Source organism: Lentibacillus halodurans, assembly GCF_900112045.1.
Taxonomy (GTDB): Bacteria; Bacillota; Bacilli; order Bacillales; family Amphibacillaceae; genus Lentibacillus; species Lentibacillus halodurans.
Genome location: NZ_FOJW01000008.1, coordinates 82,915 through 105,285, shown reverse-complemented (window position 1 = coordinate 105,285; position 22,371 = coordinate 82,915). Strand labels below are relative to the sequence as shown.

17 protein-coding genes are annotated in these 22,371 nt (G+C 43.9%); 1 reads left to right on the top strand and 16 read right to left on the bottom strand.

The genetic code is table 11. The features are described 5' to 3' along the window. Positions 1-70: 70 nt before the first annotated feature. The 14 genes from gatB to BM195_RS10855 all read right to left on the bottom strand — a co-directional run bounded on the left by gatB (position 71) and on the right by BM195_RS10855 (position 18,181). Positions 71-1,501, bottom strand: a complete 1,431-nt coding sequence (gene gatB / locus BM195_RS10915; RefSeq protein ID WP_090237799.1) for an Asp-tRNA(Asn)/Glu-tRNA(Gln) amidotransferase subunit GatB — start codon at positions 1,499-1,501, stop codon at positions 71-73. Continuing rightward, a complete protein-coding gene (gatA, locus tag BM195_RS10910; protein WP_090237796.1) occupies positions 1,501-2,967 on the bottom strand; it encodes an Asp-tRNA(Asn)/Glu-tRNA(Gln) amidotransferase subunit GatA in 1,467 nt (488 codons plus the stop codon). The genes gatB and gatA overlap by 1 nt, the downstream gene beginning before the upstream one ends. Positions 2,968-2,979: 12 nt before the next feature. After that, positions 2,980-3,270, bottom strand: coding sequence for an Asp-tRNA(Asn)/Glu-tRNA(Gln) amidotransferase subunit GatC (gatC, locus tag BM195_RS10905; protein ID WP_090237793.1), 291 nt, complete (start codon positions 3,268-3,270; stop codon positions 2,980-2,982). A gap of 160 nt (positions 3,271-3,430) precedes the next feature. After that, positions 3,431-4,954 (bottom strand): sodium/proline symporter PutP, encoded by a 1,524-nt coding sequence (gene putP / locus BM195_RS10900; RefSeq protein ID WP_090237790.1) that lies wholly within the window; start codon positions 4,952-4,954, stop codon positions 3,431-3,433. A 320-nt stretch (positions 4,955-5,274) separates the two neighbouring features. Then, the gene (locus BM195_RS18355; RefSeq protein WP_170848234.1) at positions 5,275-5,415 is read right to left on the bottom strand and encodes a hypothetical protein; all 141 of its coding nucleotides are present in this window, start codon (positions 5,413-5,415) and stop codon (positions 5,275-5,277) included. Positions 5,416-5,429: 14 nt separating this feature from the next. Then, complete coding sequence (locus BM195_RS10895; RefSeq protein WP_090237787.1) at positions 5,430-6,698, bottom strand: helix-turn-helix domain-containing protein; 1,269 nt, start codon at positions 6,696-6,698, stop codon at positions 5,430-5,432. Positions 6,699-6,950: 252 nt separating this feature from the next. Continuing rightward, positions 6,951-8,162, bottom strand: coding sequence for a CamS family sex pheromone protein (locus BM195_RS10890; RefSeq protein ID WP_090237784.1), 1,212 nt, complete (start codon positions 8,160-8,162; stop codon positions 6,951-6,953). A gap of 12 nt (positions 8,163-8,174) precedes the next feature. Continuing rightward, on the bottom strand, positions 8,175-10,178 hold the full coding sequence (gene ligA / locus BM195_RS10885) for an NAD-dependent DNA ligase LigA (protein ID WP_090237781.1): 2,004 nt from the start codon (positions 10,176-10,178) through the stop codon (positions 8,175-8,177). Between the two features lie 14 nt (positions 10,179-10,192). After that, positions 10,193-12,397, bottom strand: a complete 2,205-nt coding sequence (gene pcrA, locus BM195_RS10880) for a DNA helicase PcrA (RefSeq protein WP_425283919.1) — start codon at positions 12,395-12,397, stop codon at positions 10,193-10,195. A 97-nt stretch (positions 12,398-12,494) separates the two neighbouring features. After that, complete coding sequence (gene pcrB / locus BM195_RS10875; protein WP_244535740.1) at positions 12,495-13,187, bottom strand: heptaprenylglyceryl phosphate synthase; 693 nt, start codon at positions 13,185-13,187, stop codon at positions 12,495-12,497. 399 nt (positions 13,188-13,586) lie between these two features. Next, positions 13,587-13,886: a YerC/YecD family TrpR-related protein gene (locus tag BM195_RS10870; protein WP_090237772.1), complete on the bottom strand. Its 300-nt coding sequence runs from the start codon at positions 13,884-13,886 to the stop codon at positions 13,587-13,589. Positions 13,887-13,906: 20 nt separating this feature from the next. Further along, positions 13,907-14,968 carry a DUF3048 domain-containing protein gene (locus tag BM195_RS10865; RefSeq protein ID WP_090237769.1) on the bottom strand — a complete coding sequence of 354 codons (1,062 nt, stop codon included), beginning with the start codon at positions 14,966-14,968 and terminating at the stop codon, positions 13,907-13,909. Between the two features lie 122 nt (positions 14,969-15,090). Continuing rightward, on the bottom strand, positions 15,091-16,830 hold the full coding sequence (locus tag BM195_RS10860) for an adenine deaminase C-terminal domain-containing protein (RefSeq protein WP_090237766.1): 1,740 nt from the start codon (positions 16,828-16,830) through the stop codon (positions 15,091-15,093). 355 nt (positions 16,831-17,185) lie between these two features. Next, positions 17,186-18,181, bottom strand: coding sequence for an ABC transporter substrate-binding protein (locus BM195_RS10855; RefSeq protein WP_090237763.1), 996 nt, complete (start codon positions 18,179-18,181; stop codon positions 17,186-17,188). Positions 18,182-18,407: 226 nt separating this feature from the next. Between BM195_RS10855 and BM195_RS10850 the strand changes: the two genes are divergently transcribed. Continuing rightward, entirely contained in the window at positions 18,408-19,457 is a 1,050-nt protein-coding gene (locus BM195_RS10850) for an NAD(P)/FAD-dependent oxidoreductase (protein WP_090237760.1), read from the top strand. Positions 19,458-19,549: 92 nt separating this feature from the next. Here the strand turns inward: BM195_RS10850 and purD are convergent, their stop codons facing one another. After that, a complete protein-coding gene (gene purD / locus BM195_RS10845; RefSeq protein ID WP_090237757.1) occupies positions 19,550-20,800 on the bottom strand; it encodes a phosphoribosylamine--glycine ligase in 1,251 nt (416 codons plus the stop codon). 17 nt (positions 20,801-20,817) lie between these two features. Beyond that, a complete protein-coding gene (gene purH, locus BM195_RS10840; protein ID WP_090237754.1) occupies positions 20,818-22,341 on the bottom strand; it encodes a bifunctional phosphoribosylaminoimidazolecarboxamide formyltransferase/IMP cyclohydrolase in 1,524 nt (507 codons plus the stop codon). Positions 22,342-22,371: the final 30 nt, after the last annotated feature.

The window sequence follows — 22,371 nt, the reverse complement described above, 5'->3', positions numbered from 1 at the left end:
ATCGTCTTTGTAGCTGTGTGGGGCCCTTAATTTGGCGTTTTTGAATCCGGAATCTGGCGTTTTCAGCAGCTTAACGTTTATCAATCTCCGCTTGTAAAATCTTATTGACCATTGGCGGGTTTGCCTGACCTTTTGTCGCTTTCATAACCTGCCCGACAAGATACTTGATGGCACGGTCTTTCCCGTTTTTATAGTCGATGATCGATTGTTCATTTTCATCAAGCACTTTTGTAATGATTTCAGTCAGCTGTCCTTCATCGGAAATTTGCACAAGTCCCTTTTCTTTGACGATTTTTTCCGGTTCACCGCCATTTTCCACCAGTTCGGCAAACACTTTCTTGGCGATTTTGGAGGAAATCGTACCGTCGTCAATCAGCTTGATCATTTTAGCTAACGCTTCCGGTGTCAGAGACAGTTCGTTCAATTCTTTGTAATGCTTGTTCATATAGCCGGAAACGTCACCCATCAGCCAGTTGGAAGCTTGCTTGATATCCGCGCCGTTCTTAATCGTTTCCTCAAAGAAATCGGACATTTCCTTGGAGTTGGTCAAAACAGCTGCATCGTATTCCGGCAGCTCCAATTCATCGATATAGCGGTGCTTGCGGGCGTCAGGCAGTTCTGGAATTTCCCGGCGGATGCGCGCTTTCCACTCGTCATCAATATACAGTGGCACAAGATCCGGCTCCGGAAAATAGCGATAATCATCAGATCCTTCTTTGACGCGCATAAGGATCGTCTCCTTCGTTTTTTCATCGTAACGGCGTGTTTCCTGCAAAATTTCGCCGCCTGACAGCAGTTCTTTTTCCTGACGCTTTTCTTCAAATTCCAGTCCTTTTTGCACGAATGAGAAAGAATTCAAGTTTTTCAATTCCGTTTTAACACCGAATTCTTTCTGCCCGATTGGACGAATGGATAAGTTGGCGTCACAACGGAGCGAGCCTTCTTCCATTTTACAATCAGAAACACCTGTGTATTGAATGATGTTTTTCAATTTTTCTAGATAGGCATATGCTTCTTCCGGTGAACGCATGTCCGGCTCAGACACGATTTCAATTAGTGGTGTGCCCTGACGGTTAAAGTCAACCAGAGAATGGCCGTCATCCTGGTGGGTCAGCTTACCAGCATCTTCCTCCAGATGCAGACGTGTAATGCCGATCCGCTTTTTCTCCCCGTTCACATCGATCTCGATCCAGCCGTTTTCGCCGATCGGCTGATCAAACTGGGAGATCTGATAGGCTTTCGGATTATCCGGATAAAAGTAGTTTTTTCGGTCGAATTTTGTATCTGCTGCGATTTCACAATTCAGTGCCAATGCCGCTTTCATCGCAAAATTAACCGCTTCTTCATTCAATACCGGCAAAACACCAGGATAGCCGAGATCAATCGGGTTAACGTTCGAGTTTGGCTCATCTCCAAATGCATTTGGACTCGGGCTGAAAATTTTCGATCCCGTTTTTAGCTCTACGTGTACTTCAAGTCCGATAATCGTTTCAAAATTCATTATTTAGCACCTCCCAATTGAGGCCGTTTTGTATGATGATCAGTTGCTTGTTCAAACGCATGTGCTGTACGATAAACCGTACCTTCATCAAAAGGTTTTCCAATGATTTGCAGACCGATCGGCAGTCCTTCTTCTGAAAATCCGCATGGTACAGAAATCCCCGGAATCCCCGCCAAGTTGACTGGAATCGTTAAGATATCGTTGGCATACATGGTCAGCGGATCGTCAATCTTTTCGCCAATTTTGAACGCAGGTGTTGGCGCAGTCGGCCCGATGACCACATCATAGTTTCCAAAAATGCTATCGAAGTCTTGTTTAATCAATGTGCGTACCTTTTGTGCTTTTTTATAGTAGGCATCATAGTAACCGGAACTTAAAGCAAATGTCCCGAGCATAATCCGACGCTTAACTTCATCGCCAAAACCCTCACTGCGGGAATACGTGAACATGTCCGCCATATTATCCGCCTTTTCAGAACGTACTCCATAACGAACGCCATCAAAACGGGCCAGGTTGGCGGATGCTTCGGATGATGCCAGCAAATAATACGTTGCCACGGCATATTTGGAATGTGGCAAGGAAACCTCCTCCCACTCAGCACCAAGCAATTCATATACTTTCAATGCATTCTGAACAGCCTTCTTCACTTCAGGGGCGACACCTTCTGACAGGTATTCTTTCGGTACTGCAATCTTCATTCCTTTCATATCGCCAGTCAAAGCATCCGCATAGGAAGGGACATCAACATCAGCACTGGTTGAATCCATTTTGTCATGCCCGGAAATAATCTCAAGAACACGTGCATTATCTTCTACGTTACGGGTAATTGGGCCGATTTGATCGAGAGATGATGCAAACGCGACAAGGCCAAAGCGTGACACACGTCCATATGTCGGCTTCATCCCGACAACACCGGAAAATGACGCCGGCTGACGGATCGAACCGCCTGTATCGGAACCGAGGGAAAATAATACCTCACCTGCTGCAACAGAAGCTGCTGCCCCACCGCTGGAACCGCCTGGCACATAGTCTGTATTCCACGGATTGCGGACAGGTGTGAAGCTGGAGTTTTCATTTGAGGAGCCCATCGCAAATTCATCCATATTCAATTTGCCAACTGTGACCGCTTTATCCGTGTTCAATTTTTCCATAACTGTTGCATTATATAGTGGATCGTCAAAGTTCTTTAAAAATTGACTCCCGCACGTGGTACGCAAGCTTTTCGTGACAATATTATCTTTAATGCCGGCCGGGATGCCGAATAAACGCGCATCTTCATCCGGTGCAGCGTCCAGCTGTTTCGCCTGACTGCGGGCATGCTCTTCATCCAGTGTCAAAAATGCCTTTACCTGATCATCAACTTCATGGATACGATCGTATGAAGCATCAACCAAGTCTTCAGCGGAAATCTCTTTTTTATGTAACATTTCTTCCAATTGTTTAATGCTATGGTCAAATAGTGACATATTTTTCCCTCCTTATTCCAGTATCGAAGGCACGCGAAAATAACCATCCTGCTTGTCCGGCGCATTTTTCAGTGCTTCTTCTTTTGAAATCCATTCTTTCGGGTCGTCTTTGCGTAAAACATTTTTCAGATCGAGAACATGTGTCGTCGGTTCTACGTTTTCTGTACCCAGTTCGTTTAATTGTTCAGCATATTCTATGATTGAGCTCAAGTGATCTGCAAACATATCAGCTTCATCTTCAGTGATGGCAAGCCTTGCTAAACCGGCAACATGCTTAACCTGATCCTTTGAAATATCCGCCATGCTGGACACCTCCATACAAATGATTTTATCCTACTTTACATTATAATGATATTTATTAAAACACACTAATGATCATAGCAAAATTCGCCTTCAATAAGCAAATGAATAGAAACATCCGCTTCCCCCGAAACAGCAAGGAAAGCGGATTTGTTATTTTACCTCACACATCATTCACCTTTGCAATTGCTTCATCATATTCAGACTCAACCCCCGCAGAAGGCTTGCCTGTTAAACTGACTGCAACAGCGACAATCAGATTAAGCAGGAATCCCGGGGCAATTTCATACAAGTCAAAAATGCCACCTGACAGGAATCCACCCCAGACAATGACAGTAAGTGCACCTGCTAAAATACCTGCAAACGCGCCATTTCGGGTGAATCTTTTCCAAAATAGTGCAAGTAAAATGGTCGGACCAAATGCCGCCCCAAATCCTGCCCAGGCATAGCTCACCAGTTCAAGCACGGTGCTCTCCGGATTCATGGCGATAATCGCAGCAATCAATGCGATGATAAGCGTGGCTATCCGACCGACCCATACGAGTTCTTTGTCTGTTGCCGCTCGTCTGAAAATTGCTTTATAAAAGTCTTCTGCAACCGCTGATGAAGACACGAGCAGCTGCGAGTCAATTGTGCTCATAATCGCTGAAAGAATAGCGGCCAGTAGTATACCGGCAATGACCGGATGGAATAACAGCTGGGAAAAAGCAATAAAAATCTTTTCCGGATCATTCAGCATCTGCACACCGTTATCCATCACAACGGCAATCCCATATTCATCTAGAACACTGACATCCTGCGAACTGATGAATGCTAACCCAACAAAACCGGTAAATATGGCACCATATAATCCCAGAACCATCCAGGTCGTTCCAATAAACCGGGCTTTCGGAACATCTTTCGGTGATCTTAACGCCATAAATCTGACGATAATATGCGGCTGTCCGAAATAACCAAGCCCCCACGCCAAAGATGAAATGATGGCCAGGATTCCGACACCCTCAATCATATCTAAATGACCCGGATTGATATCCCCGACAGCTTGAACAGCAGCGTCCCAGCCGCCAATTTGATTCATCGCAATAATCGGGACGACAATTAGTGCGAGAAACATTAAAGAGCCCTGAAGAAAATCAGTCCAGGCTACCGCTAAAAATCCGCCTAATAAGGTATACGACACAACAACAATGGTTCCAATCCATAATGCTGTTTGATACTCCAGACCAAAAGATGCCTCAAACAATTTTGCTCCAGCCACCATTCCAGATGACGTATAGAATGTAAAAAACAATAGAATAACAAGTGCCGAAATAACCCGGAGTATATGAGCGTTATCCTTGAAACGATTTTCAAGAAAGTCCGGAATCGTAATAGAGTTGTTGGAAACCTCTGTATAAACCCGCAGACGTTTTGCGACAATCTGCCAATTCAAATATGCCCCGATAGACAGACCTATTGCCATCCAAGCCTCTGCAAGACCCGCAGCATAAACAGCCCCCGGAAGCCCCAGCAACAGCCATCCGCTCATATCCGATGCACCGGCACTTAACGCGGCAACCCCCGGACGCAATTTACGGCCGCCTAGAACATAATCGGATAGATTGTTGGTCATCCGGTACATCATGATACCGATTACAAGTATACCAATCACGTACAAAATAAACGTTATCAATGTTGCCTGATCCATTTACTTTCCCCTCCCTTCCGTAAATAATGTAATAATTGAAAGCAGCATCACAACAGGCATCGGAATGAACATCCACAGCCATGTTGCTCCAGAAATGGCATACTCCACTTGCACCCACTCCTTTCAGAATATTTGTACATTTATTATACCATATGTACCACTGATTGAGTTCATTATAAGTTGTTACATTTACTGCATGCAAATTTGCATGTAAATTCCGGAAAACGAAAAAAGCCTGAAATAGCTTTCCACACTATTTCAGGCAAATCACATCATATAGTAATAGGGTAAAAAATACTGATCTTTCGCTTCAAACTAGATTAAAAGTGACTAACGTCCTGACCTACTGAAAGGATTTTAGGCTCCCACTCCATCGCAGAATCCGTCGGCGCATCTTGCGCTGCCGCAAATCCCACTACAAGAAGTGCTCCAAATGCTAAAGTTACCATTATCTTTTTCAAATTCTCCCCCTCCTTTACAGGCTAACTAGTTCTTCAAAAGTACTATTAGCCATTTTGTAATATTTAACAGATTCTTTATATCTGTTATTCCCTTCAAAATGTTGTGCCAGCATATTGGCATAAATCACCAAGTTGGCATAATCCTTATGTTTCCTTAAGTAAGGTATAAACTCGTCAATCACGAATGATTCAAACTTTTCGGCTTTCTGATTGATTGCATAATCATACGTATAGGTAATGTAATAGAATAGCTGAAACCTTTCTTCGTCATGGACTTCTTCCAATAGACTTTGACTCATTTCAACCATTTCTTTAGCCTTATCAAAATTATAAATACTATGGTATTCTTTAATTAGCGAGGTAGCTGCAAGGATCCGTTCAAATAATAATATTCTCTCCTCTTTCATGATCTCTTCATAATGAAAAATAGCTTTTTCGGTTTCTCCTATCGTTGAATATAGATATCCTAAATTTTGATTAGTCAATTGAATAATATGCTTATGCTGTTTCAATTCCCCTAAATGTTTGGCAAGGTTATAGTTTTTTATCGCCTTATCATACATCCTGATCCTGCGGTAGGAAATGCCCAATAAAATATGACATTCAGCACATCGAATAAAATTATATATTGTCCGAAAAGTGGCGATTGCCTTTTCTGCATATTCAATCGCCTCAAGCGTGTTCCGCAGCTTACTGTGTGTCACAGCTATTACATATTGCAAATCAGCAATTTCCTCTTCTGAAAGATCCACCTGATTCAGTTTTTCCTCAGCAACTTTATACATGCGCATCGCCTGATTAAATTCGGAATTAAGCGAATTATAATTTCCTTTAAATTTATACCAGTAAAACTGATGCAGACTATCAAAAGTGCCGGACATTTCGGCTAGTTTATTAATTTGACTTAATGCGCTGTCCATTTCACTTATGACTAAAAAATACTTGATCTTGTGAATCTCAAACATGACGAGACTGTCAGCAGAATGATTGTTGTACATCACCTGATTTAATTCCTGATAGGTTCGGGTGATTTCTTCCTCATCATTTTCTGTAGATAGCATGCCAAACCATTCCTGCAGCTTTTCTCTGATCATTTCGTCGGTTCCATTATCCAGCTGGATACCAAGTCTGGTGCATAATAAACTTATAACGTTTGGGCTTGCTTCGGTTTTCTCATTTTCGATTTTGGACAAATAAGCGCTGGAGACAATCCCCTCAGCCAGTTCTGCCTGGGTCATTTCCTGTTGAATGCGGTGCAGTTTAATATAGGGTCCGATTTCCATCTTTTTACCCACCCCGCTAGCTGAAATTTAGAATGATTTGGTAATAATGCTATATTTATATGATAACATAAATTCCAAAAATTCATATTGGGAAAGTTGAGGGGTAAAATTGGCAATAAACCCCTCCAAAACTTGCCAACTTTCCTGAAATGAGGAAATCCGGTTAAAAATGGCCCTTTTTTCACTGTTTTTCGTGAAAAAAGGGCATTTTTCTTTGTGCTGAGTCTATCGACTTAAATTGTTTTTTCAGGTTTACGAATCATAAATATGGACAGTCCCTTCATTATCACCTGCTCCCCAATAGATGAAGCTTTCCATTTTTTCGTTCGAGGTAATTCTGACTTCCAGGTCATAGTAATCTTGGAACATTTCCTCCACCAGACCATACGTATATTGTGTAAAACCGATCACCTCGCCTTTACCATAAAACTCCAGCGGGATTTCCAGCGTTAATTTTTGCAATTCTTCATCCTTGTAAAAGCCTTTGCCAATTACACCCACATAGTTTGGAAAATACTCTTCAATCCGTGAACCAAAGTTTTGGACTAATTGCTGGGTATCGTAATATTTTTCTTCGCCTTCATCAGATGGGAATAGTACATTTTCCTCGTCAACTGTTTCCCATTCGCCTATTGACGCCTGTCCGCCTTCAACACCCGTTTTAGCTACATAATTCCCGGGAACAGGAGAGTTTTGGTCTTCTTCCCGGTACAGCGCAATCATAATCGGAACATCACTCAGCTCCTCAATGTTCCGGACACGTTCCAGAACCGTTTGGGCAATTTCCTTTCCTTTTTCCAGCATTTCCGATTGCGAAATATCTCGATGGTAGGTATTGCCATCAACCTCATAGGTGAAGGTTGACTTTAACGCTATCCCGATAGAAGCACCCACCAGTTCCACCGTATCATCTTCATTCCGCTTTAAAAAATTTTGCTCCAGAATGTGGGATACATATTTCGGATTGTTCTCGTAATCTTCCTTTGTTGCTTCGTCTTCATCAAGCGGCGGGTTTAAGGCCTGCTTGCGCGCATTTAAATCAGCTTCACTAAACGAATCAGTATCATCTTCCACTCTTTGCTCGAGTGTTTTAAGCTGTTCGTCCGTCGGATACGTATCAAGCCAATTATACAGCATATCAGACGTCAAATACTGGCCTTCTTCAAAAAAATATTGCTCGGGATCAAAGTATTCTTTAGAAAGCCTTCTTAAGCCTGTCTCCAATTCATCAATATCGACCCTGTTTCCAAGCTGATTGGTCGTAACGCCCCTGGATGCACTGGGGCGATAGGGCAGAATCGTCCGGTAATTTTCATCTGATAGTTGGTGGCTAGAAACAATCGAGTTCTGCTGCTGTTGTGTCTCATCTTCATTTTGAACAACTTCATCTTCATTGTTGATAGACGGTGTACAGCTTGTCAGGATCAGAATGGTGGTCAGCAGCCAGATGACTATTTTTTTCATTTGCTCCACTCCTTAATCATTTAAGACTTCTCTAAGCTGTCGTTCGTTCCAAATTGTCACGCCGAGTTTTTCCGCTTTGTCCAATTTCGAACCGGCGTCTTCTCCGGCAATAAGTATATCAGTATTTTTGCTCACACTGCCGGTGATAGACCCTCCCAGCTGCTCCACCAAGGTTTTTGCTTCCGATCGTGTAAAATTCTCCATTTTCCCGGTCAGTACAACTGTTTTGCCAGAAAATGCGGTATCTCCCTCTATGTCCTGCTGTTTCGGTCCTTTGTATGCCATATTGAGACCGATGTCTTTCAGTTCATGAAGCAAATGCTTCACTTCATCTTCGGCAAAATACTGGACAACCGCGTCAGCCATTTTGTCGCCCATTTCGTTGATCGCGACAATATCTTCAAATGTTGCCTGCTGCAGATTTTCCATTGTCTCAAAATGAGCAGCAAGTATCTTTGCTGCTTTGGAACCAACAAACCGGATGCCAAGACCAAATAATAGCCTTTCCAGTGAATTCTTTTTGGACGCCTCGATTGCTGTAAGCAGATTATCGGTTGATTTCTCGCCCATTCGATCCAATTGCAATAAATCCTCACGTCGCAGACGATAAATATCAGCGATTGTATGAATCAGCTCTTCCCGAAAAAGCTGGATGATCACTTTTTCACCAAGGCCGTCAATATTCATTGCGTTGCGGGAGACAAAGTGAATCAGTCCTTCTTTTAATTGTGCCGGACAGTTCGGGTTCATACAACGTAAAGCCACTTCTTCCTCAAGACGGACAAGTTCACTGCCGCATGCCGGACATTCATCTGGCATAAAAAATTCTTTCTCATCACCGGTGCGTTTTTCCTCAACAGTACGAATAACTTCCGGGATGATGTCACCGGCTTTTTTGATCACAACCGTGTCGCCAAGCCGAATATCCTTTTCCCGGATTAAATCTTCATTATGCAGCGAAGCGCGTTTCACCGTCGTACCAGCCACTCTAACAGGGGCCAAGATAGCTGTCGGTGTAATAACCCCGGTCCGGCCGACGCTTAATTCAATATCGTGCAGTGTTGTAATCACTTCTTCTGCCGGAAATTTATAAGCAATTGCCCAGCGCGGACTTTTGGCGGTAAAGCCCAATTCCTCCTGCTGTGCGAGATTATCCACCTTAATGACAATTCCATCGATTTCATATTCCAAATCAGGGCGTTTTTGTTCCCAATGCTTGACATAATCGATGACGTCATCAATCGTATCGCATTTACGCCACTCGGGATTCGTTTTAAAACCGATTTTGCTCAAATAATCCAGCCGCTCACTGTGTGATTCTAGGGTTCCTGCCTCCCATTCACCCACACCGTACAGAAAAATATCGAGATTGCGGCTGGCGGCTATTTTCGGATCAAGCTGCCGTAATGACCCTGCCGCGGCATTGCGCGGATTAGCGAACGGTTCTTGATCAATTGCTTCCCGCTGTTCATTCAGCTTCAAAAACGATTTATGCGGTATAAAAGCCTCCCCGCGTACTTCTATCGTACTTTCCTCCTGAATGGAAAGCGGTATGCTGCGGATCGTCCTCAAGTTGCTTGTGATATCTTCACCGGTTGTTCCATCACCCCTAGTGGCACCACGGACGAATTTTCCGTCTTCATAAGTGAGCGATACTGCAAGACCGTCAATCTTCAGTTCACATACAAATGAAATCGGCTCATCCGTCAGTTGAGCCGCGCGCCGGGCAAAATCACGGAGGTCGCCTTCATTAAAGGCATTGCCCAGACTGAGCATCGGCACATGATGCTGTACTTTCTGAAATGCATCCAACGGTTCACCGCCAACGCGCTGTGTAGGTGAATCGGCAGTTACCAGCTCCGGAAAGTCATTCTCAAGTTTGATGAGTTCCTGCATTTTCTGGTCATATTCTGCGTCAGGGACACTCGGATTATCAAGAACATAATATTGATGATTATACTGATGTAACAGTTTCCTTAATTCCTCAATTTTCTGTTGTGCTTGTTGTTTGTCCATTCAGCAAGCACCTCCTATTGTTTCGTGATAGGTGCGAATTTGGCTAGCAGCCGTTTGATACCTGTCGGTGCAGGAAATGCAATATCAAGCTCCATCGATTCGCCTTCTCCCTGAACTTTGACGACTGTTCCAACGCCCCACTTCTTATGTTCCGCTTTATCACCTGGATTCCAGGTTTGTGACTCCGCTCCGCTTGTTTGCTGCATTTTCCCGGCACGGCGTTTTGCAGCAGATGGCTGGTTATTCTGCTTTTCAAATGAGCCATACATCGTCTGCCGTACCTGTTCAATACCATCAACCAGATCTTCCGGAATTTCGTTAATGAATCTGCTGATCGGATTCATGTTCGTCCGGCCGTAAAGGGTCCGCATTTTCGCATGGGTCAGATAAAGCTCCTGCTCAGCACGGGTTATCCCTACATAGGCCAGGCGTCGTTCTTCCTCCATCTCTTCCTGATCAAACATCGATCTGCTGTGGGGAAAGACGTTTTCTTCCATTCCAACCAAAAAGACGACCGGAAATTCCAGCCCTTTTGCGGCATGCAGTGTCATCAGTGTAACTTTTGGTTCGTTTTCTGCTTCCTCTTCATCAACACGGTCAATATCGGCTATCAGCGCTAGGTCTGTCAAGAATGCAACAAGCGTTTTGTCCTCGGCTTCTTTCTCAAAATCCTGGGTGACCGTCATGAACTCTTCCAGGTTTTCCAGCCGGCTTTGTGACTCGAGTGACCGCTCATTTTTCAGCATTCGTTCGTAGCCAGTACGCTCCAATACCGCTTCAACCATATCCGTAGCGGTCAAAAACTCCTGCTGCTGCGATAGAGTTTGTATTAAGTTACCGAATTCCGACAGTGCATTGGCAGCTTTTTTCGTGACACCGATGAAATCAACCTCTTTTACGGCCTGGAAAAACGAGATGCCATGTTCTCCTGCATATGCACGCAGTTTGTCTACTGATGTTTTCCCGATTCCGCGTTTGGGAACGTTGACCACACGCTCGAAGCTTATATCATCATCCGGATTGGTAATCAGGCGTAAATACGATGTCAGATCTTTTATTTCTTTTCGGTCATAGAACTTGGTGCCGCCGACCATCTGATAGGCAATATCCGATTTGACGAAGGTATCCTCAACTGCCCGGGATTGTGCATTCGTCCGATACAGAATCGCGATATCATTTCGGGAAAATCCTTCCTCACGCGTCAACTCCTGAATTTTGTCCGTTACATAGAGTGCTTCTTCCTGCTCAGTTGCTCCCTGAAAATAATGAATCTTTTTCCCGTCGTCATTTTCTGTCCAAAGATTTTTCGGTTTTCGGCCGGAATTGTTTTGGATGACTTTATTCGCTGCATCTAGAATCGATTTGGTCGAACGATAATTTTGCTCAAGGTAAATGACCCGTGTGGACGGATAATCTTCTTCAAATGACAGGATGTTCGCAATATCCGCACCCCGCCAGCGGTATATCGACTGATCTGAATCCCCGACAACACAAAGGTTCTGATACCGGTTTGCCAGCTGCTTTACCAAATAGTATTGGGCATGGTTCGTATCCTGATACTCGTCCACATGGATATACTGGAACCGGCGCTGATAATATTCCAGCACTTCCGGGACACGTTTGAATAAATGAATTGTCTGCATAATCAGGTCGTCAAAGTCGAGTGCCTGGTTTTTTTGCAATGTTTTCTGATAGCGTTCGTAAACTTGCGCAACCTGGCGCTGGAAAAAGTCCCCGACTTTCTGGCTGTATTCCTCCGGGGTGATCAGTTCATTTTTTGCCCCGCTGATCTGTCCCAGCATTGCGCGCGGATCGAATTTTTTCGGGTCGATATTCAGGTCTTTCAAAATTTGCTTGATGACCGACAGCTGATCACCGCTGTCCAGGATCGAGAAGTTTTGATTATAGCCAATCCGGTCAATGTCACGGCGCAAAATACGCACACACATTGAGTGGAAGGTGGAAACCCAAATCTGTTCACCGCCTGCTCCTACCAGTTTGTGTACACGCCCCTTCATTTCACGGGCAGCCTTATTGGTAAATGTAATAGCTAGCACATTTCTCGGGGAAACATCCTTTTCACCGAGCAGATAAGCAATCCGGTGTGTCAGCACCCGGGTTTTACCGCTTCCTGCTCCCGCCATGATCAGCAATGGCCCGTCTGTATGCTGTACAGCCTGCTGCTGCTCTTTATTTAATCCGTTTAGTAAGTCATGCATTGTCTGACTCACGATGACACCACCTTCAGATGTTGTTCAAAAAGTCAGGAAATGGAAAACTGGTAACCCACTTTTGCCGACTTTTTATACTTATTTCTTACTGCATTTCCTGAACTGCTTTGACTGTTTTCAGTGCCTTATTCATATCCGTATAAATCAGGTCGCCGACAACAACAGTATCAGCATGTTCCTTCATTTCACGTGCCTGAAAATTATTTTCAATACCGCCGCCGTAAACAAGCTTCGTATTGTGAAGCTGTTCTTTCACCTGTCTGACAAGCTCCGTATGGCCATACGTGCCGCTGTATTCCATGTAAAAAATCGGCAATTGAAAAATGTGTTCCGCCATATACGCATAGGCCACCACATCATCATCGTCCGGCATGCTGCATTTTGTCTGTTTAAATGCCTTGGCTTCCTCATTTAATATACAGTAGCCTTCGACAATAATTTCGTCCCAGTTCATTGAATCCCGATATTCCTTAATCGCCTGATGCTGGATATCCATCATCCATTCTTTCTCCGTACTGTTCATTACCATCGGAATAAAATAATAATCAAATCCAGGTGTAATGGATTCCATATTGGAAATTTCCAAAATGCATGGGACTGTATGCCGGCGGATGCGCGAAAGCAAATCCAGTACATCATCCAGCGTCACATCATCCGTTCCGCCCACAATCACAGCATCGGTTCCTGACTCACAAATGGCATCAAGATCTTCATCCGATATTTCTTTGGCAGGATCCAGTTTAAACAAATGATTCCAATTATCCAATGAATAATTCACGTATAAATCCTCCATTTAAAAAATTAGATTCACAAAGATAACGATTCATATCGAACTTTTTTACAACGTCAAAACGTTTAAATGAATGGTTAATCTTATAAGTAAAAAGATGGCTTTTGCTAACTCGGCGATAAACCAAGTTTTTATAAAAACATAATACTTCCTTTCATTCTAAAAGTATACCAAAAATTGCGCTATGAATTTAGGATTTTGTGTGGTGATTTTTGTGGCATTTCGTGCAGGTGAAATAAAACTTCATTCAGCGAGGTGCTGCAACGTATCATATGTACTATTTCCCGTTACATTCGGATAGTTTTTTTTCTGAATATGAATTGTAAAATTCGTGACGTTTCGACCAACTAAAGCGCGCTATCCCCAAACCGGAGATAGCTGCTTTTATCATTCATCGTTATCCAGCATGCGATCCAGTACGATCTTATACCCGTCACTGCCATAGTTAATACAGCGGCGCACACGGGAAATCGTTGCAGTCGATGCATTTGTTTCATCTTCTATGAAGGTGTAAGTGTGCCCTTCTGTCAGCATTTTGGCTACCTGAAGCCGCTGAGCGATTGCGTGAACTTCAGACATGGTTGCAATATCATCAAAAAATTTATAGCATTCCTCACGATCTTTTAACGAAAGAATCGCATCAAACAGTTGATCCAATTGTTTGCCACGTAGTTTATCAATCTGCATGATGACATCACCTGCCTTTTTTACTCATTTGATATCGTAACTGATTGTGAAATCCCTGGATCTGCAGGTATGACGTTTATCCATGTCTTACCCTGAACAAACTTCACCGGATCGCCATCCTGTACCGGAATAATTCTGCCGTTACGGTTTTCCCACTGGACTTCGCGGACTTTTCCCTTTTGAATCAGATAAGCATTTCCGCCTGATGTTATGTCGATTTCTCTTCTTCCTGCATCATCGATTACGCGATGAGATGTTTCCACAATCAAAATATTGTCTGTTGTAATCGGCTCGCCGGAATTCCGTTCGACGGTCTGCTCCCCGTCACTGTAACGAGTGTACACCCCATTTTTCTCATCATATTTATATTCAACTATATACTTCAGCCTGCTGGAATAGTCAATTTCAACACTTACCGCGGGATCACCGGAGATATCTGCCGCCTCTTCCTCCGTTGTAAACGGCAGCGGATCGTATGTCTCTGACACGCCATATCCCTTTTGCTCTGCTGTATCATACACTGCATCAAACTGCAAATAGGAATTGTGTGGTGCAGACCGGAACGATTCACGTTTGAACAGGTTGCCGTCATTATCATAAATGGCCCCGTCCAAATGATCAATCGCGCGGTTTTGAATCATATCTTTTACAAAATTAGCAGCTCCATGGTGAATATAAAGCGCATCATAGCCATTTGCTATTTCAAAATAATATTCTCTCGCACTCCGGACAGGACCGGCAACATCTGGCTGTTCACTTTGATACATAGCCAATAAACGTGTGATTCGTCCTTCTGCTAACATTTCAAAAATAATATCTGCTTTACTGAGACCTGTTTGCGGCCGTGCTTTTGGATGATTATTGACCATCACGCTGACGATTCGATTGTTGACCGGCTGATCGGTTTTCACCCCTGTCAAAGGGTATGTGTTCATGTCATCCGGCGGCTCGGGAGCTTGCTCTTTCTCATCCACTGCATGTTCTTTTGACTCACTATCTTGGGCACCTGGCTCTTCATCATCTGAACAGGCAACAAGGAGGACCGGCATAAACAAAAACAAGCAAACAAGAAACTTTCTCAAGATTTCACTCCTTTTTTACAAAACTCAGGCCTGGCTTCGTCTTCCCGAAGTCCAATGCCACAAGTTGGATTTGCAGAAATCGGTGAATCAGCCGATTTCACATGTCTTTGTCCTATTATACGTTATCGCATCGTTGCTGGGAAGAGTACTTCACGTTTCTTGACATCTACAATGCCCTGCTGTGTAATTCGGATATATGGCAAATGGGTTGAAGACAAAAATAAGATCGAGTAAATCGGATCATTAAATGGATAGCCAAAATCCTGCAGCAGCTTTTTCAAATAACGTTCACTTTCCATTAACTCAGCCATGCTGCCGGCAAACATACTTCCGCCCAGTTTCAGCGGGAGTTCAAATAAAATGTCTCCTTCATTAACAAGTACAATTCCGCCGCCCAGTTCTTTCAGGCGTTTCCAGGCAAGCATGATATCCTGTTTGCTTTTGCCGATAAAAACGAGATCACCTGTCGTCGAATAAGAACTTGCCAGTGCGCCCAGCTGGTTCGTAAACCCTTTAATGGCTGTGTTGACGCGCCATTTCCCTTGGCGATCCATTAACATAAGAAATGCGTCATCCGTATCAGGCGGGATCACATTAAGCGTCACATCCGTTTTGATCGCATAGGGCTGTATAATAACATCATTGATCATGTGCAGCCCAATCGGAACAGAAAATTGTAAATCTTCTAAATCCAGATCCCAATCAAATGTCAAAGGCTCAATATCATATTTTCCCCAATTGATTTGGGGTGGGATGTTCTGCTCCTGGTGATTTTTTATGATCCATTCACCTTTTGCCAAGACGCTGATCGGATGCGGATTTTCCTTTTTCTGTAATATATTAATATTCGCAATCCGGCCCGGTGCAATACAACCAAGCTCATCAATCAGTCCATAGTGTTTGGCCGCATTGTGGGTAGCCATTCGGTAAGCATCCGCCAGTGGAACACCTTTTTCAATCGCCATTTCGATACAGATATTCATAATGCCGTTTTCATAGAAAGCAGGCGTTGACCCATCCGTCGTCATCGTGACATGATCAAAAGCCTGCAAACCCTCCGCCATCAATTCCTCCAGCAATACAGGAAGATCAGGACGAATCGATGAGTAGCGCAGCCCTGTCTGATAGCCAAGCTGCAGCCGTTTTATGACTTCTTGTCCGGTCATGGCTTCATGCTCCGCTGTCACACCCAGCAGTTTCATCTTGGTTAATGTTTTTTCCGACGCACCGGGTAAGTGACCTTCTACTGGTTTACCCAGGCGATTGGCCTCCTGAATCCAATATAGCAGACGATCATCACCGTCAAGGAGCCTTGGCCAGGCTGTCAGCTCCCCGCCTTGAATGACCGATGGATGCTCTAGCCATGATAACACTTTATCCGTCGTGAAAAATTCCTCCCGCTGCTGTAACGCCGTCTGGGAATCAAACCGTGCCCACCAATACATTGAAACAGGCAGCTGATTAAACGCCTCCAATAAAGTAAACGCTTTCTTTCTGTCCAATAAAAAATTCCACATTAAATTATCATTAATAAAAGCCGTTGTTCCAAATCTTGCTCCGTGCATAGCAAGCAACTCAGGGTTATATAACTGGAATGGATGTGCATGAGGTTCTATATATCCGGGAACCAGGCTAAGACCGTCACAATCGACTATTTCTGCGGACGAACTGTTTTCCGGCAGTTTATCCCCGACATAGACAATCCGGTCTTTAAAAATCCAGATATTTGCACGCAGCCATTGCTTCGTATAAGTATTTAAATAGGTACTGTTTTTTAATACAATGGTCGGTTCATCCACCCCATCGATGACAGCAACGTGCTTTCGCAACTCACGGTTTCTCCAATATAAACTTTCTGCCATACCACAACGCTCCAATATACAGTTTTTTCTATCGTAACATATATTGCACTTTCGTACGGTACTGTTTCAGCTAATGAAATTTAATTTTTTGTGACAGTAGTATTAAAATTTCTTAATAGAGATTGATTGAAGTGAACGACTCAAAATCTCTCACGAAAGCAAAGCAGCCCCATACCCCACAGGCCATATTAAGTAACAAAGGCTAAGAACGCCATGTCTTGTGGCAAACATATTGTATTAGCCTGAAACAGCAAGATGGTTTTGCTTCATGTAATCGGGAAGCGATTGTCTAGAGATGACATCAACCACAAAAACAAAAAAACTGAGAGGAAAAATCAATCCCCCCTCAGACAAGTCACTCGTCCAGCATCGTATCAACGATCTGCTCAGTTAATGCTTTTGCCGATGAAACACCGCCAATTACCGGGGTATCACCAGGCAAATAATGCGTATTTCCTTCTTTAACAAAACTTAAATTTTCCCAAACAGCGTTTCCTGCCAGCTGATCTTCAAAAATATGATCATTCTCTTGAACAATGGAGAAGAATTGAAGATCGTCTTCCTGGAAATATTGCAGTGTTTCGATACCAACTTCAGTAAACCCGTACTGCTCGGCATCATCTGTTTGATAGGCATTCTCAAAACCCAGGTTTTCCATGACCGCGGCCGGGTATGAATTATCGGAATAAAGCCTGAGTACAGGCGAATTTTGAGAAGAAAAAGCCATCGTTGCGATATATTTCGTGCCTTCCAGCCCTGCATCAGCTAAGCGCTGTCTTTGCTCGTCATAAAAATCATTCAGATCAGCAATAGCCTGGTCAGCTTCTTGTTCCTTATCGGTGATTTCCGCTATGGTTTCATATTCACTCATTAACGACTCATACAAGTCGGCAGATCCCTCTTCGCTGTATGGAGCAAACGTCACGACCGGTGCAATGTCCTCCAATCTGTCTAATATTTGCTCATGTCTGAACTGCGCTGCTATAATCAGATCTGGTTCCATTCGTTTAATAGCTTCCAGATTCGGCTCTTCACGTGTACCGACATCTTCAACACTTTCAGCCAGTTCTTCCTCAATGTTCATCCAATCATTGAATCCTTCTACATTCGGTATCCCGGCAGGCTGGATACCCAGCGAAAGTAACTGTTCCGCATTATACCACTCCAGGGCAACGATATCTTCAGGAATGCCCTCGATTGTCTTTTCACCCGTTGCATCTTCTATCGTAACGGTGTGCGCATCCGTATGTTCAGCATCGTTACTGTCTGAATCCGTTTCACCGCCATTTGATCCGCATGCCGCTAACATGGTCAATACCAAAATACTAATTAACAGCAGCCAGTTCCGCATATGAACCACTCCTCGAGGTTATTCATTATAAAACACTGGGAATTCCATCTTAATCTATTATGTAATCTATATTTCCGACCTTATGCTGATAATGATTATCATTTTCGATAACACGTAAAATTTACCCTTCTTTTTTATTTTTGTCAACCTTTTCATTTGTGATGAATTCATGTATAATTAAATGAGAATGATAATCAGTTACATAGATGCTGAGGAGTGAACTGACTTGACCAGAGATGAACTGTTTGATGTGACCATTATAGGCGGCGGACCTGCCGGGCTCTTTTCAGCCTTTTACAGCGGTCTCAGGGAAATGAAAACAAAAATAATCGAATACCAGCCTCATTTAGGCGGCAAAGTTCACGTATACCCAGAGAAAATGATTTGGGATGTTGGCGGACTACCACCACTCACAGGAGCAAAATTTATAGAGCAGATTGTTGAGCAAGGATTAACATTCAATCCTGAAGTAGTGCTGAACGAGAAAATAGAATCGATCACACGTAATCACGAAGGAATTTATGAAATGCACGCTGCTTCAGGGAAAGTACATTTTTCCAAAACTGTCATTGTTGCGGTTGGCAGTGGTATATTAAATCCAAAAAGGCTGAATATAGAAGGTGCAGAGCGGTTTGAGGATTCGAATCTGCATTATTCCGTGAAGTCTCTGCAGCGTTTCAAAGATAAAACGGTGATGATTTCAGGCGGAGGAAGTTCGGCAACAGACTGGGCAAATGAACTGGAATCTATTGCCAAACGTGTCTTTATTGCATGCCGAAAAAATAATTTTGACTGCCATGAATCGCTTGCAACGCAATTACAGAACAGCTCGGTCGTTTGTTTCTTCCATACAGCCATCACAGATCTGATTGTAGATGATGACCATGAAACGATCAAAGAAGTTGAACTAAGCAACCGCGAAACAGGTGCGGTCAATTATTTGCCTGTTGATGACGTCATTGTCAACCATGGTTATGAACGTGATACAACATTACTTGATAACAGTGAATTGGACATTGCCATTGAGGATAATTATTTCATTTCGGGGACTGCCAACAGTGAATCTTCGCTGGATGGATTATATGCTGTCGGCGATATTCTGATGCATGATGGAAAGCTAAACTTAATTGCAGGTGCTTTCCAGGACGCAGCCAATGCGGTCAATCAAGCCAAACAGTTTATCCAGCCTGATGCTGATAAAGCGGCCATGGTCTCTTCACATAATGATGTATTTACGAAACGTAATAAAGAGCTAAAACGGCAAATGGTCAATTAAATATGATAACGCAACCCGCACTCCCTCCCTGACAGAATGCGGGTTTGTTGTTGGGTGGTTCAAAGCGGCTTATCCTTGTTAAAACCGCACACTTATTGATATTTCCCAATATCGTTTCGATAAAAAAAATCTTCTGATCCGACATTTCGTTCCAGCCATTGGTAAGTAGTATCGACAGCGTCAGCCAAATGTTGGCCCTTTGCTCCCGCCAGCAACACCCTGCCGCCGTCAGAAACAAGTCCTGCCGTCGTTTTCCGCGTTCCGGCATGGACGATAAACGTATTCACACCCGGATGCATTTCCGGCAGAAGCGCCCCCTTTTCATAGGATCCCGGGTACCCCTTTGAGGCCAATACCACACCTGCACAAGTTTGATGTTCCCACCTGAGCTCCGGGGCTCTGCCATTGAGCACATCGAGAAAAACCTCCACCAAGTCATTTTTTAGGAGCGGCAGCACGACTTGTGTTTCCGGATCACCAAAGCGGGCATTAAACTCGATTACTTTTGGTCCGTCTCCTGTCATCATTAGCCCTGCATACAAAATGCCAGTAAATGGACACCCTGACTCGGCAAGTCCGTCAGCAGCCCGTTGCAGAATATGCTCCACTGCGAACTTCAGCGTAGCCTCCGAGATATCTGTCACCGGCGCAAATGCCCCCATTCCGCCGGTGTTCGGCCCACGATCATGATCATATGCGCGTTTATGATCACGGGCAGGGATCATCGGGGTAACGCTGCGTCCGTGGACAAAAGCCATCAGGGAAAACTCCCGTCCGCTCAGGCATTCTTCAATCACAACCGACTTACCTGCTTCAGCAAAAGCTTTATTAACAAGTATTTCATCAACTGTTCTCATCGCTTCTTCAGTTGTTTGTGCGACCACCACACCTTTGCCGGCAGCAAGGCCATCAGCTTTGACTACAACGGGGGCTTCTTTTTCTTCTATATAAGTTTTAGCTTCTTCGGCATCTGTAAAACTGGCATACGCTGCCGTCGGAATATCATATTGCTTCATAAAATCTTTTGCATATTGTTTGCTTCCTTCTATGAAAGCAGCCTGCTTTGTCGGGGCAAAAATAGCAAGCCCTGCTTCATGGAATCGATCAGCAATCCCGTCAAGCAGCGGATTTTCCGGTCCGACAATCGTCAAATCAATCTGTTTTTCAACGGCAAAGTCAACTAATCGGTCGATATTCTGCTCATCGATGTTCACACATGATGCGATCTCACTAATCCCGCCATTTCCAGGTGCCGCATATATCCTGTCAGCCTTTTCGCTCTCAGCCAATTTTAAGACAATACTGTGCTCACGCCCGCCTCGTCCGACAACTAATAGATTCATAGGAAACGCCCTCCATCCTAATGTTTGAAATGCCTTCTTCCTGTAAAAATCATTGCGATGCCATATTTGTTGCACATATCAATCGAGTCCTGATCACGCTTAGATCCGCCAGGCTGAATAATGGCTGTAATTCCTGCCTTTGCTGCCTCTTCGACCGTATCAGGCATCGGAAAAAATGCGTCTGATGCAAGAACAGCACCTTTTGCCTTATCATCCGCCTGTTCCAGTGCGATTTTGGCAGCACCTACGCGATTCATCTGCCCTGCTCCCACGCCAAGTGTTTGCCGATCCTTCGCCAGCACAATCGCATTGGATTTAACGTGTTTGACTGCATTCCAGGCAAACAGTAAATCGGCCATTTCCGATTCTTCCGGTTTCTTTTCTGTCGGGTATTTCAGGTCGTCCTGTGAAACTGCAGCGTTATCATTGTTTTGGATCAGCACGCCGCCTTTTACGGTCGTTAACTTATGGAAATCAGCTTTAGCGTCATCCATTTTCAATTCCAGCAGCCGGATATTTTTCTTGTTCGTTAAAATTGCAAAAGCATCATCTGTAAAATTCGGAGCGATGACGATTTCCAGAAAGATGCCACTTAACTTTTCAGCTGTCTCTGCATCGACCGTTCGGTTACAGGCAACAATACCGCCAAAAATCGAAATCGGATCTCCATGGTACGCTTTGGAAAATGCGGTACTCAGATCTTCCGCGACCCCGATACCGCATGGATTCATATGTTTTACAGCGGCAGTTGCAGGTTTGTCATAATCAGCAATGATCTCAAGCGCAGCGTTCGCATCCTGGATATTGTTATAAGATAATGCTTTGCCATGTAGTTGGTTAGCTGATGCAAGACTCATCGCCTGTGTAGAAGGGGATTTATAAAATGCAGCTTGCTGATGCGGGTTTTCCCCGTATCGTAATGTTTTGACCTTTTCATATGTAATCGTATAGTTTTCAGGAAATGGCTCGTCGGTAAAATAATCGGCAACCATCGCATCGTAATGTGCCGTATGCCGGAAAACTTTCGCAGCCAACCTTTTCCGCTTTTCCACATCCATATCATCGTGCTGGATCGCCTGTAAAATATGATCATAATCATTGGGGTCGACAACCACCGTTACATCATGAAAGCTCTTAGCCGCAGCACGCAGCATCGTCGGACCGCCGATATCAATGTTTTCGATGATGTCTGCTTCTGTGACATTCGGTTGTTCCAATGTTTGTTTAAACGGATAAAGGTTTGCAACAACGAAATCAATTGGCCTGATACCTTTTTCGGCAAGCTGGTTTTGGTGGACATCATGATCCCGTTTGGCCAGAAGCCCTGCATGAATCACCGGATGAAGCGTCTTAACTCGGCCATCAAGGATTTCCGGAAAACCGGTAATATCCGCCACAGCTTTAGCTTCAATACCCGCCTCTTGTAATGTTCGCAATGTGCCGCCTGTAGAAATAATTTCATAATTCAGTTCTGACAGCCCTTTTGCAAAATCAGTGATACCGCTTTTGTCAGACACACTGATTAGTGCTTGCTTTTTCATGGAAAAACTCCTTGTTATTATATTTTTGAC

Coding starts and splice junctions, on each gene's coding strand:
- gatB (WP_090237799.1), bottom strand. CDS start 1,501: ATGAATTTTGAAACGATTATCGGACTTGAAGTACACGTAGAGCTAAAA.
- gatA (WP_090237796.1), bottom strand. CDS start 2,967: ATGTCACTATTTGACCATAGCATTAAACAATTGGAAGAAATGTTACAT.
- gatC (WP_090237793.1), bottom strand. CDS start 3,270: ATGGCGGATATTTCAAAGGATCAGGTTAAGCATGTTGCCGGTTTAGCA.
- putP (WP_090237790.1), bottom strand. CDS start 4,954: ATGGATCAGGCAACATTGATAACGTTTATTTTGTACGTGATTGGTATA.
- BM195_RS10895 (WP_090237787.1), bottom strand. CDS start 6,698: ATGGAAATCGGACCCTATATTAAACTGCACCGCATTCAACAGGAAATG.
- BM195_RS10890 (WP_090237784.1), bottom strand. CDS start 8,162: ATGAAAAAAATAGTCATCTGGCTGCTGACCACCATTCTGATCCTGACA.
- ligA (WP_090237781.1), bottom strand. CDS start 10,178: ATGGACAAACAACAAGCACAACAGAAAATTGAGGAATTAAGGAAACTG.
- pcrA (WP_425283919.1), bottom strand. CDS start 12,397: ATGCATGACTTACTAAACGGATTAAATAAAGAGCAGCAGCAGGCTGTA.
- BM195_RS10870 (WP_090237772.1), bottom strand. CDS start 13,886: ATGCAGATTGATAAACTACGTGGCAAACAATTGGATCAACTGTTTGAT.
- BM195_RS10860 (WP_090237766.1), bottom strand. CDS start 16,830: ATGGCAGAAAGTTTATATTGGAGAAACCGTGAGTTGCGAAAGCACGTT.
- BM195_RS10855 (WP_090237763.1), bottom strand. CDS start 18,181: ATGCGGAACTGGCTGCTGTTAATTAGTATTTTGGTATTGACCATGTTA.
- purD (WP_090237757.1), bottom strand. CDS start 20,800: ATGAATCTATTAGTTGTCGGACGAGGCGGGCGTGAGCACAGTATTGTC.
- purH (WP_090237754.1), bottom strand. CDS start 22,341: ATGAAAAAGCAAGCACTAATCAGTGTGTCTGACAAAAGCGGTATCACT.